Raw genomic sequence first — 14478 nt, 5'->3', positions numbered from 1 at the left:
ACTCAGGTACTGGATGCCAATTGTCGTAGTCGGCCTGGGTGGGCTGGTTTGCGACGAGCGGCGTCCATTTTCACAACCGGGGCCAGGATCAAGGGGGCAGCAGAGCGAGTAGGTGGGTGAGTATGCGCACTTTCTCCGTGATTCAGGACGCTGATAGCCTCTTGCAGTTCGGCCCCATTCTGGTTCAGTTCCTGCGCTGTTTCACTCAAGTCATGGACCAGAGCGGCATTGTCGCTGGTGATTTGGTCCACCTGTTTCAAGGCCTGGGTCAACTGGCCCAAACCGATGCTTTGCTCGCTGGTGGCAGCAGAAATCTCACCCATCAAACCCGCAACCTCAGACACGGATGTCAGGATTTCCTGCATGGTCTGCCCCGCATGGGCGGCGTGGGTGGCGCCTTCAGCACTGAGGGTTTGGGTTTCGGTGACCAGTTGCTTGATTTCATCGGCCGCTTGAGCCGCTTGCTGAGCCAGCGAACGCACGGCAGAGGCAACCACCGCAAAGCCTTTACCGGCCTCTCCGGCGCGGGCCGATTCAATTGAGGCGTTGATCGACAGGATATTGGTCTGAAAGGCGATGTTATTGATCATCGACACGATATTGCCGATATGCTGCGAGCTTTCCAGAATCTGCTGCATGGATGAGCTGACTTTCTGAACCGCCTCGTTCCCGCGACCCGCGATATCCGCGCTGCGGCTAGCCAGTTCGTGGCTGGCCTTGGCGTTTTCTGCGGTCTGTAGAACGGCTTGCCCAAAGGAGCTCATACTGGCAGTGGTCTGCTGCATGGAAGCCGCTTGCTCTTGAGTGCGTGCTTCCAGCAGGGCGCTGTTATCCGAGAGCTTGCGTGACACCATTTGATTGTTGCTGCAGCTATGGTCCACGTCGGTACTAATGCTCATCAGGCTCTTACGCATCAGATCCAGATTCTGGCCCAGCGTTTCCAGCTTCTTCACAGCGGGCCCGCGTGTGTTGACTGTCAGGTTGCCTGCGGCAATTTGTTGGGCGATGTGCGTGGCCGTTTTAAACGATCCCAAAACACGTCGCATCAGCACGGCCTGATAGCCCAAAATCATCAGTGTCCCCACCCCCAGAGAGCTGGCCAGGAGGATCATGCTTTGCTGTGGCATTTCCGTATTCAGGATCATGGCAATAATCCCGCCGGTAATACCCAGATTCAACAGGCCTTTTCGTAAAAAGGCGGCCAGCAAACTGGGACCAGCCAGGAAACGAAGGCCGGCAAAAGGGCGACGCCAGCTGCGAGCCGTAATTTGGCCAGCGCGTATCGTTCGGGAACGATTTCGACCTTCGCGCAATTCCTGATAAAACTGTTCAGCTGCTTGAATATCCTGAGGTTTTGCGCGCACACGAACCGACGCAAAGCCGGTTAATTCCCCTTGTTCAATAATGGGACTGGCATGGGCCAGAACCCAATAAAAACCGCCGTCTTTACGGCGATTCTTTACCACCCCCACCCACGAACGGCCCTGTTTTAAGGTATGCCACAAATCTGCAAAAACTTCGGATGGCATATCGGGGTGACGCACGATATTGTGCGGCTCGCCAATCAATTCTTCCCGACTAAACCCGCTCACCTCGACAAAGGCCGGGTTCGCATAAATGATGCGGCCGGCCAGGTCAGTTTTGGAAATGAGATATTGCTCGTCCAGCAGCTCGGTTTCGATGCCGGTAATTGGTAGGTTCTTGCGCATAGCCTTTCCCTTTGTATTTTTGTATCAGCAAAAGACTCGAGATAAACGGATCAATTTCTTGTTGTGAATTTTCGTGAATAGTATCATTTGATTCGTTTTTTATGTCTAAAAATAAAAAAATGATAATCAAATGAAAATTTTTGTCACAAAAAGATCGAAATTGAAAAAATTGATCCTGGCTGATAAAGGGAAGAGGACGTGCTCAGGAGGGCAGGTATTGGGCGTGGAAGGCTTCGCTGAGCAGCTGCAGGAGCAGGGCAATGGGAATGGGCTTGGCCAGGGCTGTTGCTTTGCCGGGCAGACCGCCACGCGCGTGAATATCGGCGGCGCTCAATGCAGAAATCACATAAATCTGGGTATGTTCGGTTTCAGGGGCATCGGCCAGCGCCTTGAGCATGGCAAAACCATCCAGTTTGGGCAGGTTCAGGTCCACGATCAGCACATCGGGGTAGAAATTGCCGGCAGCAATCAGACCTTTCAGGCCATCTTGTTCGCAGCGCAATTCGACCGGGAAGGGCAGATGTTCCATGGCCATGCGGTAAATCGCCAGCAAATCCAGGTCGTCTTCAACGACCAGTACGCGCAGGCAGGGTTCACCGCTGCAAACAGGTAGGCTGGGAGTGATCGGAGCATCAGGCGTCGGGGGGCTGGTTTGCCCACGGCGCTCTTGCAAGATGGCTTGTACGGAATCGCGGTCGATGCGTCGGTGCCCGCCTTGGGTTTTCCAGGCTTTCAGGGTCCCGGCTTCTACCCAAAGTTGTACGGTGCGTACAGACACACCTAGTAAATCAGCAGCCTGCCGAGTGGAGTAAACGGCGTCGTTCATGGAGTCAACAAAATGAAAGCAGGCCAGACCGGGGAAAGAAAGGCTATGGGCCCCGATGTAGCAGTGCAGAGTGTAGAGACGGTATTAGTAAGTACAGAAATACTACTAATGGCAATGGGAAGTGGCCTGTTCACGCCAAGTGATAGGCAGAGTATTGGACACACATGCTTCTAATATCTCCGATTTTCAGATGTTCATGCTTCATCAGGGACTCACTTCAATCGGGCGGGCCTGTGAACCTGGACTCGCCTTGCTGATTTTACGCGTATCCCTTGCGCTGTCGTGTTACCGGACGGGCCCAGTGTGGGGAGCTGAACACACTTATAAGTGTTGATGTTACGGGCGGGTCCGGGCGGTGCTCGGCTTGTCGGGCCAAGAAAAAGGGTGTTAGCACCCTAGCACTTGTTTTTATCGTTAGTCTTGATCCTGGTCAGTCTTTATGAAATAAATAGGAATCCATTTTGTACAAGTTCCCTTGTTTCCTCAAAGAAAATTTATGCGCCTTATGATACGGCTGTTTCTGCCGTTAAGCAGTATGGGCGGTGGTTTTGGAGTAAAACTTTTAAAAAGTACTAATCCCTTTCTTATTGTTCCGCCTGATTGTTATGAGATTTATTTATTAGGCGATTAACCGTTTTTTCACCCAGGCTGATGCAAAGGCATTGGCAGATCAGTAATCCCATCTAGAAAAATGCTTGGTTTATCCGCTGGACTGGCTTTTTGTCGCATGGAGATTGAAACCACACTGAGGCAGGCCTGGTGCTTGTTTTGGGACGAAAATAGGGGATTGGCTTGTTGCTCACACTATTTACCAGTTTTTTGATCGGGCAACGTTTGTTTGACCGAGCGAGCGTGCCTAAATGGCCGGGACAGGCTTATGAAAAAGCACATCGCTTTGAGCAAATGCTGGATGCCTTGCCCGATGCCATTGTCATGTTCGATTCCTGTGGGCGAATTGAGGGTTGTAATCGGGCCATGCGGCGTTTGCTGGATACGCCGGAATTGGCCAATGACAACGATGATTTAATCGATTTTTTCCAGAATCTGGAAAAAGGAATACGGGCAGATTTAGCGTATTTGCTCCCTGGGATTAGTCAGGTTATTAACCGCGAAAAAAATCCTTTTTACTACATGCACCGGGATGGGGAAGGGGAACAGGCCCGTGCCCTGGAGTTTCATGCCTATGCGGCCTCCGATTCAGACAGCGCAACTTTGTTGATGATTCGCGATGTCAGCACAAAAATGCAACAGGAGCGCGATCGTGCCGACTGTTTTGCCATGGCTGCCCATGAAATACGCTCCCCGCTGGCCGCCATCAGCGGCTATATCCAATTGCTGCAACTGGAGACAACCCCGTCAGCCTGGGCCAGCAAGATCTACTCTCAATTACATGAAAAGGTTCGTGGCGTTGATGTGCTGCTTGATGATTTGACGCGCTTGAATCGCATGGAGTACGAGGGGACGAGCATGCAGGAATGGCGCGAGTCCGATTTGCGTGCCGTGCTGCGCCTGAGTCTGCGCCCTTTTCACGAACAGCGCCACCGCATTTACCTGGATGTGCCCGAGTATGGCTTATGGGCCAAGGTGGATATCGTTCCTTTATTGGTAGCTCTGCGCAATGCGCTGGAAAATGCCCTGAAGTACTCCGCGCCAGACACCATGGTGACCCTGCGCTTGCAGCCGGGCGAAACCGGTTGGGCTCGGATAGAGGTCCTGGATCAAGGGCCGGGAATTGATCCGCTCTATAAAGAGAAGGTCTTTGACAAGTTCTATCGCCTGCCCGGCCAACAGGTGCAAGGAAGCGGTCTGGGCTTGTCCATTTTGCGCTCGATTGTTCACCACCACGGGGGCAGAGTCTATTTCAAGGACCGTCCGGGTCCAGGGGCGCATTTGGTCATGGAATTGGTTCTGCTGCCTTCCGCGTCGTATATACCTTAATCTTCCCTAAAATAGGGTTATTTTCATATATTTAAGTTTGATATAAGGTACAATTTGCGCTCTTTTCGATGAAGCGAGGTGATCGCCATTCCAGGTGCACCTCGCTTTGAAGTTTTTACGTTGCGGTCGTCTCGTTGGTAGGGAGCGCAAAATCTGTTAAAGGAGCACACGATTATGCAAGGCTTGCACTTGACCGCAGACCTTTACCAATGTGCATGCAGCCCGGAGCTGCTGATCGATGCCCAGAAACTGGCTGATTTTTGCCGTCAGCAGACTATTGATGCAGGGCTGACGATTGTTGGTGAAGAGTGGCAGGCATTTCCCGAATTTGAAGGGCAGCCTGGTGGTGTTACCGGGGTACTGTTATTGGCCGAGTCTCACTTGGCCATCCATACCTGGCCAGAGCGTGGTGGCGTGACGCTGGACGTCTATGTCTGCAATTTCATGCAGGACAATTCGGGCAAGGCGACCCGCCTGATTGACGGTATTGAGCAGGCTTTCAAGCCCGGCCAAGCCCAGCGTAATCGCTTGTGGCGTGGCGAGGCTGATGGCCCGGCCCATGCTGGTGAACTGCTGACGGAAAACCTGAATCAGGATGCGCTGTACGGCTTTCGCTTCACCGAGCGCTTGCTGGAGCGCCAGACTGCTTTTCAGCGTCTGGAGTTGCTGCGTTCCGAATCCTTGGGTAAGACCTTGCGCCTGGACGGTTGCATGATGACTTCCGAGGCCGAAGAGTTCTTCTACCACGAAGGTCTGATTCACCCGGCCGCGATGTCTCACCCGAATCCACGCCGTGCCCTGATTGTGGGCGGCGGGGATGGTGGAGCCCTGGAAGAACTGCTGAAGTACCCCAGCCTGGAGCGAGTCTCTCTGGTTGAGCTGGATGGGGAAGTGATCGAGGTGGCCCGCGAGCACTTGCAGTCCATTCACAAGGGGGCGTTTGATAACCCGCGTGTACAAATTCAGATCGAAGACGGCGCGAAGTTCCTGGCCCATACACAGGAACGCTTTGACTTGATCTATCTGGACCTGACCGACCCCGAAACTCCGGCCGGTCCCTTGTACACGACTGCCTTTTTTGAGTCCTGCAAACGTGCGCTGGCAAGTGGTGGTGCTTTGGTATTGCACCTGGGTTCGCCTTTCCACGAAAGTCAGCAGGTCAAGAACCTGAGCGAATCCCTGGCCAGTGTGTTTGCACAAGTGCATGGCTACGGTCTGCATATCCCGCTGTACGGCTCTTACTGGGGGCTGGCAATTGCCTCCGACGAGCTGAACCCGCGTGCTTTCTCCGCCGAGCAAATCCAGGAACGACTGGAGCAGCGTATGAGCAACGAGAACCAGGATTCCCTGCAGTTCTACAACGCTGATATTCATGGCGCCTTGTTTGCTCTGCCTACTTTCTACCGCCGCCTGATGCCTGTGAATGAGGTCAATCTGGAAGAGGTCTGTTGAGCAGGTTCTGGACAGTTTGAGTCTGCCTTCGGGCAGATTTCATGATGAAAAAGCCCCTGATCTTGTTAAGGTCAGGGGCTTTTTCTGTTCAGGGGGAAGCTGGATAGAGCCTTATTCCTTATCCGCCCCACGATAGCGCTGGTAAGGCAGGACGTTCCAGGTGCGTGTGGTCAACTGCTTGGCAGAAATCACGGTCGGAATATCATCCAGCAAGCTGCGGGCCGAATGCAGCTCGCGCACGACTTCCTGCTTGTCCTGATACATGAACTCGTCCGAGGCTTCTTCCGGTGCTTGCTGCTGCTTTTCTTCCAGATCGCTGATCAGACGTTCCTGCTGGAAGCGTAGAGCAGCACGCGCATCCTCAATCCAAGCGGCTTGCATGCTGCGGTTGTGATCCACCACGGCGCTGTACTCGGTGTACACCCCGTTGTAGATATCTCCCGCATGGTGCCGCACGTCGTGGCTGGCGATTTCCAGATCGCGCACCGTCAGCTGAGATGGATCCAGCGGTTCACTACGCTTGGCCCCGCCCAGACGGGTGTACTGGGTGTAGTAGGGGAACATGCTCTGGATCACCTTGCTGACAGGCTGGATTGCTTCGCCTTCCTCGCACAGTCCTTTGGGCTGCACGCCTTGCATGGCCGGCAGAATGGATTCAGGGCGGCAAATCTCCTTGGGCGGCATGATGCCGTGACGCAGCATCTCGCGAATGCCGGTGCCGGAGATGGTCAGCCTGAAGCGATCATCGTGCGGGCAGGTCTCGGAAGTGGCATGGCAGGCACAACGCGTGCAGTAAAACACTTCGTGGAACAGGCGCACATCAATGCCCATTTCCTTGGGGCTGAATTGATCGAAAATACTGTGGCTGGCGTACTTGTCGTAGTAGCTGCCAATCCCGGCGTGATCCCGACCAATCAAGGCGTGGGTGCACCCATAGTTCTTCATGATCAGGGCATGCAAAATGGTTTCGCGCGGACCCGCAAAAATATAGGTGACCCGCAGCGGCGAGAGGATGGCACGGTCCTTGGGGTAGTAGGTATCCAGTACGTTTCGGTAGGCCATCATGCGGAACTCGTGGCGCACGTATTCACGCTTGGCCATCTCTACCAGTGGCTGCAGGAACAGGCCATCAATCCCTTCCAGCGCATTGCGGTGAATGTACTCGTGGCCACGGTGCAGCGGATTCGCACCGGTGATAAAGCCTGCCACGGAATTGAATTTCTTTTCTTCATAGAACAGGCGCCAGGTGTCTTTGGGTTCGCGGCGTAGCTTCTCGAACGGGCCCCAGTCCACACGCTGCAGCAGGTGCAAGGTGCCACCCAAAGACACATCGCCCATGCGGCGGTAAATGGAGTCCACGCCGGGGTGATTTCTGTCCGTGGTGCCAAACAGTTGCTGAGCGCGCTGCTCCTTGTCGTAGGAGAAGATGTCCTCGATGCTCAGGATGGCTACCGGCTCGTTGTCGCTATTGGTCAGCGCCACTTCAGAGCCGACCGAAAGTCCTTTAATAATGTCGCGGTTGCGATCGCCAATCGGGGCGAAGCTCAGCGGCACAGGCCACACCACACCATTACTCAAACGACCCTCTTTGAGCACGGAGTTGTAGTCGGCCTCGTTCATGAAGCCTTTGTTGGGGGAGAGCACGCCCGTAGCAATCATCTCGATGGTGATGACGGCTTCCAGATCCACGCGGATGCTGGGCAGGGTGCGCGCACGTTCGATCTCGTCCTTGACGCGATCCTCCGGGACAACCTGGTTGACCAGTGTTCCACCGTGCGGTTGCTGTGGATAGCGATCAAAGTTCAATGTTGAGTGGTTCATATTGCCTCCTTTAATTTGCCCCGCATGACGATGAAAGATAGTTTTTTTGTCGGGGCGTTTTTCGTTTGCGAGTGATAGATGAGTTCTGGACTGGAGCAGTGACTCCCCGGTTTCAAACGCTCTATTTCTTCTTGTGATGCCAGACGAAAGCTCTTCGTCCAAACAGGTGATGCAGCGCTGGCTTGAATACCGCCTGCGCATTGTTTTGCTGCGCTTGTTAAATGCGACATGAGGACAGGAATGCAGGCATCGTTCCGGGTTTGTCGGTGCGTGAGGTGATCCTCGTCGTGGCTCATGATGCTGCGGGTGCTGCCTGCCCAAGAGATCTGTCCTGAAAATCAAATTGGGTATAGGTGATAAGCCCTAGTTTTCCGAGCTCAGATCCTGCTGGAACTGTCTTAGTATTACTCACAATCGCGAGAAAAATCATCGCGTTATACCAAAGTAGGAGACAGTGCAGATGACGCCAGCTTGGGTGGTGTTGGCCTCGTTGATTTACGCCGCAATTTTGTTCGCCATTGCCTGGTTCGGGGACAGGAATCCTTTGTATACTCAGCGCCCCTGGTTGCGACCTACGGTCTACAGCCTGGCCCTGGCTGTGTACTGTTCGTCGTGGACGTTTTACGGCGCGGTCGGGTCGGCCGTGCGCTATGGCATTGGTTTTCTGCCTATTTATCTTGGCCCCATGCTGATGCTGCTGTTTGGCTGGCGGATTATCGAACGTCTGGCGCTGGTGGCTCAATCCCAGAACACGGTTTCCATTGCGGACTTCATGGCCAGTCGTTATGGGCGCTCGCAGCGCTTGGCGGCCATGGTGGCGGGGATTGCCGTGGTAGCGGCCGTGCCGTATCTGGCCCTGCAATACAAGGCGGTGGCCTTGAGTTTGAGTGTTCTGGCCGGGACGGAGTTTCACGCCGGGCTGTTTGGCGATCCGGCCTTGTATGTCGCGATTTTGATGGCCTTGTTTTCCATTCTGTTTGGAACACGACAGGTGGACGCGACCGAGCATAGACCGGGTTTGATGCTGGCCGTGGCCTTTGAGTCCGTGGTGAAACTGGTGGCCTTGGTGGCGGTTGGCCTGTTCGCCTTTCGCTGGTTTGGCAAGACTGAACTGAATATGGTGGGGGCCGTCAGCACACTGTTCGAGAACAGTCCGCCGGTGGGTTTTGTCGGTCAAACCTTGCTGGCCTTTGCCGCGATTATTTGTTTGCCCCGTCAGTTCCATGTGGCCATTGTGGAATGTGGGGACGTGGTGGATATACGGCGGGCGCGCTGGTTGTTTGGGGCGTATCTGCTGGTGGTCAGCGTCATGGTCTTGCCGATTGCTGCGGCAGGTGTCAGCCTGTTTGGCGTTGGGGGCGAGGGCGTGGCGCCGGACAGTTTTGTGCTGGCCTTGCCCCTGTCGCAAAACCAGGTTGGCTTGGCCTTGATGGTTTACATAGGCGGTTTTTCGGCCGCAACTGGCATGGTCATTGTGACCAGCGTGGCGCTCTCAACCATGGTCAGTAATGACTTGGTGATGCCTTTGTTGCTGCGTCGTGGCTGGGCACAGTATCAGCAAAGTACGGTGGCTTCCACAGTGCTATGGATACGCCGTGTCGCCATCATGGCGCTGGCGGGTGTGGCTTACGGCTATTACATGCTCAGCGGCAGCGATACGACCCTGGCCGCGTATGGGCTGATGGCTTTTGTGGCGGTTGCGCAGTTTGGGCCGGGCTTGATTGGTGGTTTGTATTGGCGCGGTGCCAGTCGACAGGGCGTAGAGGCCGGACTGCTATTGGGCTTTGCCATCTGGGTCTATACCTTGCTCTTGCCGACGCTGACCGAGGTGGGCTGGCTGGCGGATGATTGGTTGTATCACGGGCCATTTGGCCTGTCCTGGCTGCGCCCTTATCAACTTTTTGGCGTAGAGGGCTGGGACCCGCTGACACATGGCACTTTCTGGTCCCTGCTGTGCAATATCAGCGCCTTTTTGTGGGTGTCCTGGCGCCGGCGTCCGGGCTTGGGAGAGCGCTTGCGGGCCGAACCGTTTCTTAATCCTTATGCGGAGCGGCAGACCTTGGCGGCCCGTCATTCTTATGGGGATTTGTCGGTCCAGGATTTGCTGCTTTTGGCAGAGCGTATCGTTGGTAAAAAAATGGCGAAGCGGGCTTTTGAAACGCAGGCCAGACAGGCCAAGCAATCGCTGGAGCCTGGTTTGCGGGCGGATAGTTCCTGGGTGCATTTCACGGAGCTATTGCTGGCAGCTGCGGTGGGGGCCGCGTCCGCGCGCCTGGTGCTGACCAGCGCCTTGCGTGGTTCGGGCATGGAGGTGGCTGCCATCATGGCCGTGCTGGATGAGGCGGGGCAGGAACTGCGTTTCAATCGGGATATTTTGCTGGCCACCTTGGAGAACATTGATCAGGGTGTCAGTGTGGTGGATGCGGACATGCGGCTGGTCGCCTGGAACCAGCGCTATCAGCAGTTATTCGATTACCCGCCCAGCATGTTGTACGTGGGAAGATCCGTGGCGGACCTGATTCGCTTTAATGCTGAGCGGGGCAAGGTCGATGGCGTGGAAAGCATAGGGGTGGAACAAGCCATAGAACGTCGTATTCAGTTCATGCGCGAAGGCTCTTCCTATGTGACTCAGCGTATGTTGAATGACAAGCAGGTGATCGAGCTGCGGGGGCGGCCTTTGCCGGGCGGCGGTTATGTCACCAGCTATAGCGATATCACGCACTACAAGCGCGTGGAGCGCGAGCTGCGGGAGATGAACGACAGTCTGGAGCAGCGTGTCGCGGTGCGTACGCAGGAGGCGGAAAAAGCTCAGGAGTCTCGTACTCGATTCCTGACGGCCGTCAGCCACGATGTGCTGCAACCGATTAACGCGGCACGTCTGTTTGCGTCGGCCTTGCGCGATACGCATGACCTGGCGGAGATGCCCAATCTGGCCGAACGAGTCGATACCTCTTTGCGTACGGCGGAGGAATTGCTGGAAGGCCTGCTGGATATTTCCCGTCTGGATGCCGGAGCCTTGAAGCCGGATCTGGGCGTGATCAATGTGCAGCATCTACTGCAGCATTTGGCAGACCAATACGCTCCTATGGCTGCACGACGTGGTATCCAGTTGCGGATTCATGCTCGACCTTTGCAGGTGTATAGCGACCATCGTCTGCTGCGGCGCGTGCTGCAGAATTTCCTGGCCAATGCCTTGCGCTACACCCAGGAAGGAGGAGTGGTGTTTGGCGTGCGGGTCCGGGGCGAGGAGCTGGAGTTTCAGGTCTGGGACTCAGGCCAAGGTATCCCGCCACATCATATTCAGCAGATTTATGCGGAGTTTCATCGCTATGAACAAGCCTTCGATTGGGATGGCCGTGGCCTGGGCTTGGGCCTGTCCATTTGCCAACGTATTGCGGTCTTGTTGGGGCACACGCTGGATGTGCGATCCGAAGTGGGGCGTGGCAGCATGTTCTCCATTCGCGTTCCTTTGAGTGACGCTACGCAGGCCAGCAGTCAGCAAAATAACGAGTCCAGCAAGCCAGCCGATGGCTTGCCTTTAACAGGCTTGCGTGTGCTGTGTCTGGATAACGATCTGGATATTATTGCGGGTATGGAAGTGCTGCTGGGGCGTTGGGGAGCACAAATTATCACCGCCAATACGGTAGATAGCGCTTTGGAGAAAATTGCCTTGAGTCCCGATGTCTTGCTGGTGGATTATCACTTGCATGATAGGCTGGACGGCTTGCAGGCACTGCAACTATTGCGTTTGCATCTGCCTCATGCGCAAGGCGCTTTGTTGACGGCGGATGGTAGCGACGAGCTGAAAGCGGCGGCTCGACAATATGGCTATCTGGTGCTGACCAAGCCGGTAAAGCCCGCTTCGCTGCGAGCTTTTCTGACCGCGCAAATTAAAACGTATTAGCGTCCTGGGATTCGTCCTGGTTCAGGCCAAGATGACTGGCCATCAAGACGGCCTGAGTACGATTGGAAGCACCCAGCTTGCGCAGGATGGCCGTCATGTGTGCCTTGATGGTGGCTTCCGAGACATTCAGTTCGTAGGCAATTTGCTTGTTCAGTTGCCCGGTGCTGAGCATTTGCAGAACGCGAAATTGTTGCGGTGTCAGCTCGCGCAATTTCGCCGCGACCTCCCGTTCGTCCAGACTGATGCCCGGAGAGGAAGAGCCGATTTCCGGCAACCAGGTGCCGCCATCCAGAACCACCTGCAGGGCTACGCCCAGCGTCTGTGCATCAATGGATTTTGGGATGAAGCCCATGGCTCCGTGATCCATGGCGCGGCGCATAAAGCGTGCCTCTTCATGGGCGGTGACCAGAATGATGGGCAGGCAGGGGTAGGTCGCGCGTAAATGGACTAGAGCGCTGAAACCGATTGCCCCTGGAATATCCAGATCCAGCAAGAGCAAATCGGCGTCAGGATGGTCGTCGACCAGGGGATACAAATTGGAGATACGATCCGCTTCGTAGATGGCCGTGCCGGGAAACAGGTTGGCGACGACGCCTCGTAACGCCTCACGAAATAGTGGGTGATCGTCAGCAATGAGCAGTTCATTCATGTGGGGATTATGCCATGATCAAGTATCTGTAATGGTGCCTGCCAGGATGAGCTGCACATCAGTAAAAACAGGGCACCGAAATGCCCTGTTTTTTGTCCCTGCGTGCTGATTAAGTCAGCGTTGAAAAGGTTTAGTGAGCGCTGGCGCTGGCAGCACCAATGCCGGTTTGACTGCGTACGGTCAGAGCCTCGAAGGCTTCGCGTTCCTGGGTAGCGCGGGCGCTGTTATCCAGGGTCGAGAACAGCCAGATCGAGAAGAAAGCCAACGGAATGGACAGGATGCCAGGGTTAGGGAAGGGGGTGATGGGCTCGGCAAAACCGAAGACATCCACCCACACCGTGCTGCTCAGGACCACCCACACCGTGGCGGTGACCAGGCCCAGAAAACCGCCAATGGTGGCACCACGCGTGGTGCAGCCACGCCAGGCAATCGACAGCACCAGGACCGGGAAGTTGGCACTGGCTGCAATGGCAAAGGCAAGGCCCACCATGAAGGCGACGTTCTGGTTTTCAAAGATAATGCCCAGCAAAATCGCCAGCACACCCAACACCACTGTGGAGATACGCGAAATGCGCATCTGGTCTTTTTCGGTGGCGCGGCCTTTGGCAATGACGTTGGCGTACAGGTCATGCGAAATGGCGGCGGCACCGGCCAAGGCCAAGCCTGCAACCACGGCCACAATCGTGGCGAAGGTAACTGCTGCCAGGAAGCCCAGCAACAGGTTGCCGCCTACTGCATTGGCCAGGTGCACCGCCACCATATTGGTGCCGCCAATCAGGTTGGTCAGCATATTGAAGGAGCCGTCCGGACCCGTCTGGAAGTACTCGGGATGCTTGACCAGCAAGGCAATCGCACCGAAACCGATGATGAAGGTCAGCAGGTAGAAGTAACCAATAAAGCTGCTGGCATAGATCACGGATTTACGGGCTTCCTTGGCGTCCGCTACAGTGAAGAAGCGCATCAGGATATGGGGCAGACCTGCGGTACCGAAGGCCAGCGCAATACCCAGGGACAGCACGTTCAGCGGGTTGCTGCTGACGGCAGCGCCGGGCTCAAGAATGGCGTGTCCGGTAGGGTGCGTTTCCACGGCAGCGGCCAGCATGCTGTCCACATCCCAGTAGAATGCTGCCAGAACCAGAATTGTCATCAGCGTGGCACCGAACAACATCAGTACGGCCTTGATGATTTGCACCCAGGTGGTGGCCGTCATGCCGCCAAAGGTGACGTAAATCATCATCAGCGAACCTACAATCACCACGGCCACGTTGTAGTCCAGACCAAACAGCAGCACGATCAGCTTGCCAGCGCCGACCATTTGCGCGATCAGGTACAGGGCGATGATCAATAGGGAGGCACTGGCCGCCAGAATCCGCATGGGGTTTTGCGACAGGCGAAACGAGGTGACGTCGGCAAAGTTGTAGCGGCCCAGATTGCGCAGGCGCTCTGCAATCAGGAACATCACAACCGGCCAGCCGAACATGAAGCCGATGGCGTAAATCATGCCGTCGAAACCGCTGACGTACACCATGCCCGCAATCCCCAGGAAAGAAGCGGCGGACAGATAGTCCCCGGCAATTGCCAGGCCGTTTTGAAAGCCGGTCAAACCGCCACCGGCGGTGTAAAAGTCGGACGTGGTGCGTGTACGGCGGGCCGCCCACCAGGTAATGACCATGGTCCCGGCAATAAAGATCAGGAACATCACAATGGCAGAGGTATTGGCCTGGCCGGAAGAGGCTGCCATGGCATTGCCACTGGCCATGCCAAACAGGCCCAGGCTCAGAAGTAGTTTCTTCATGTCACGTCCTTCATGATTTGAGCCAGCAAGGGGTCATACACCTTGTTGGAAATGTAGACGAAGGTGGACACCAGGACGACGGCACTAATGAGCACAATGGCGGCGCTAAGTACGCCAATGGTCATGGTCATGGAACCGACAGAACGGCTGAAAAGTTCGGGGTCAAAGGCCAGGGTCAAGATAAAACCGGCGTACACAATCACGGTCAAGCCGAAAAAAATCAGGCTCATGCGGTTGCGTCTTCTAAGCAGTTCTTGATAGGCAGGGTGCTGAGTTACTGCCGTCACGACAGTATTGGCTGAGCTCATTCTTATGTCTCCTTATGGGGTTTGATGATTCTTGGCATCGAGGCTCTCTAAACACGGCGTGTACAGAGAGTTGGCG

10 protein-coding genes are annotated in these 14478 nt (G+C 55.4%); 3 read left to right on the top strand and 7 right to left on the bottom strand.

The features are described from left to right. Positions 1–2: 2 nt before the first annotated feature. Together M2Q46_RS06260 and M2Q46_RS06255 are read right to left on the bottom strand one after the other, a co-directional pair. Positions 3–1709, bottom strand: a complete 1707-nt coding sequence (locus M2Q46_RS06260) for a methyl-accepting chemotaxis protein (RefSeq protein WP_226349410.1) — start codon at positions 1707–1709, stop codon at positions 3–5. 202 nt (positions 1710–1911) lie between these two features. Then, a complete protein-coding gene (locus M2Q46_RS06255; RefSeq protein ID WP_026483008.1) occupies positions 1912–2535 on the bottom strand; it encodes a helix-turn-helix domain-containing protein in 624 nt (207 codons plus the stop codon). An 852-nt stretch (positions 2536–3387) separates the two neighbouring features. Between M2Q46_RS06255 and M2Q46_RS06250 the strand changes: the two genes are divergently transcribed. Continuing rightward, positions 3388–4473: an ATP-binding protein gene (locus tag M2Q46_RS06250; protein ID WP_230940667.1), complete on the top strand. Its 1086-nt coding sequence runs from the start codon at positions 3388–3390 to the stop codon at positions 4471–4473. Between the two features lie 174 nt (positions 4474–4647). Next, positions 4648–5925: a polyamine aminopropyltransferase gene (speE, locus tag M2Q46_RS06245; protein WP_302356917.1), complete on the top strand. Its 1278-nt coding sequence runs from the start codon at positions 4648–4650 to the stop codon at positions 5923–5925. A 111-nt stretch (positions 5926–6036) separates the two neighbouring features. On the opposite strand, the gene M2Q46_RS06240 is transcribed toward speE, so the two are convergent. Both M2Q46_RS06240 and M2Q46_RS06235 read right to left on the bottom strand, forming a co-directional pair. After that, positions 6037–7746, bottom strand: a complete 1710-nt coding sequence (locus M2Q46_RS06240) for a sulfate adenylyltransferase (RefSeq protein ID WP_083053316.1) — start codon at positions 7744–7746, stop codon at positions 6037–6039. Then, on the bottom strand, positions 7743–8042 hold the full coding sequence (locus M2Q46_RS06235; protein ID WP_302356915.1) for a hypothetical protein: 300 nt from the start codon (positions 8040–8042) through the stop codon (positions 7743–7745). Before M2Q46_RS06235 ends, M2Q46_RS06240 begins: the two co-directional genes overlap by 4 nt. Before the next feature lie 164 nt (positions 8043–8206). On the opposite strand from M2Q46_RS06235, the gene M2Q46_RS06230 reads away from it, so the two are divergent. Continuing rightward, positions 8207–11650 (top strand): PAS domain-containing hybrid sensor histidine kinase/response regulator, encoded by a 3444-nt coding sequence (locus M2Q46_RS06230; protein ID WP_302356914.1) that lies wholly within the window; start codon positions 8207–8209, stop codon positions 11648–11650. On the opposite strand, the gene M2Q46_RS06225 is transcribed toward M2Q46_RS06230, so the two are convergent. The 3 genes from M2Q46_RS06225 to M2Q46_RS06215 form a co-directional block, all read right to left on the bottom strand. Beyond that, positions 11637–12299, bottom strand: coding sequence for a response regulator transcription factor (locus M2Q46_RS06225; protein ID WP_035272636.1), 663 nt, complete (start codon positions 12297–12299; stop codon positions 11637–11639). The genes M2Q46_RS06230 and M2Q46_RS06225 overlap by 14 nt on opposite strands. A 130-nt stretch (positions 12300–12429) precedes the next feature. Continuing rightward, on the bottom strand, positions 12430–14094 hold the full coding sequence (locus M2Q46_RS06220; protein ID WP_035272637.1) for a cation acetate symporter: 1665 nt from the start codon (positions 14092–14094) through the stop codon (positions 12430–12432). Continuing rightward, positions 14091–14402 carry a DUF485 domain-containing protein gene (locus M2Q46_RS06215; RefSeq protein WP_009456280.1) on the bottom strand — a complete coding sequence of 104 codons (312 nt, stop codon included), beginning with the start codon at positions 14400–14402 and terminating at the stop codon, positions 14091–14093. Before M2Q46_RS06215 ends, M2Q46_RS06220 begins: the two co-directional genes overlap by 4 nt. Positions 14403–14478: the final 76 nt, after the last annotated feature.

Source organism: Alcaligenes sp. YSL9 (assembly GCF_030515105.1).
Lineage (GTDB): Bacteria > Pseudomonadota > Gammaproteobacteria > Burkholderiales > Burkholderiaceae_B > Alcaligenes > Alcaligenes phenolicus.
Note: the sequence above shows the minus strand (reverse complement) of the source record. Positions and strands in the feature narration are given on the sequence as shown.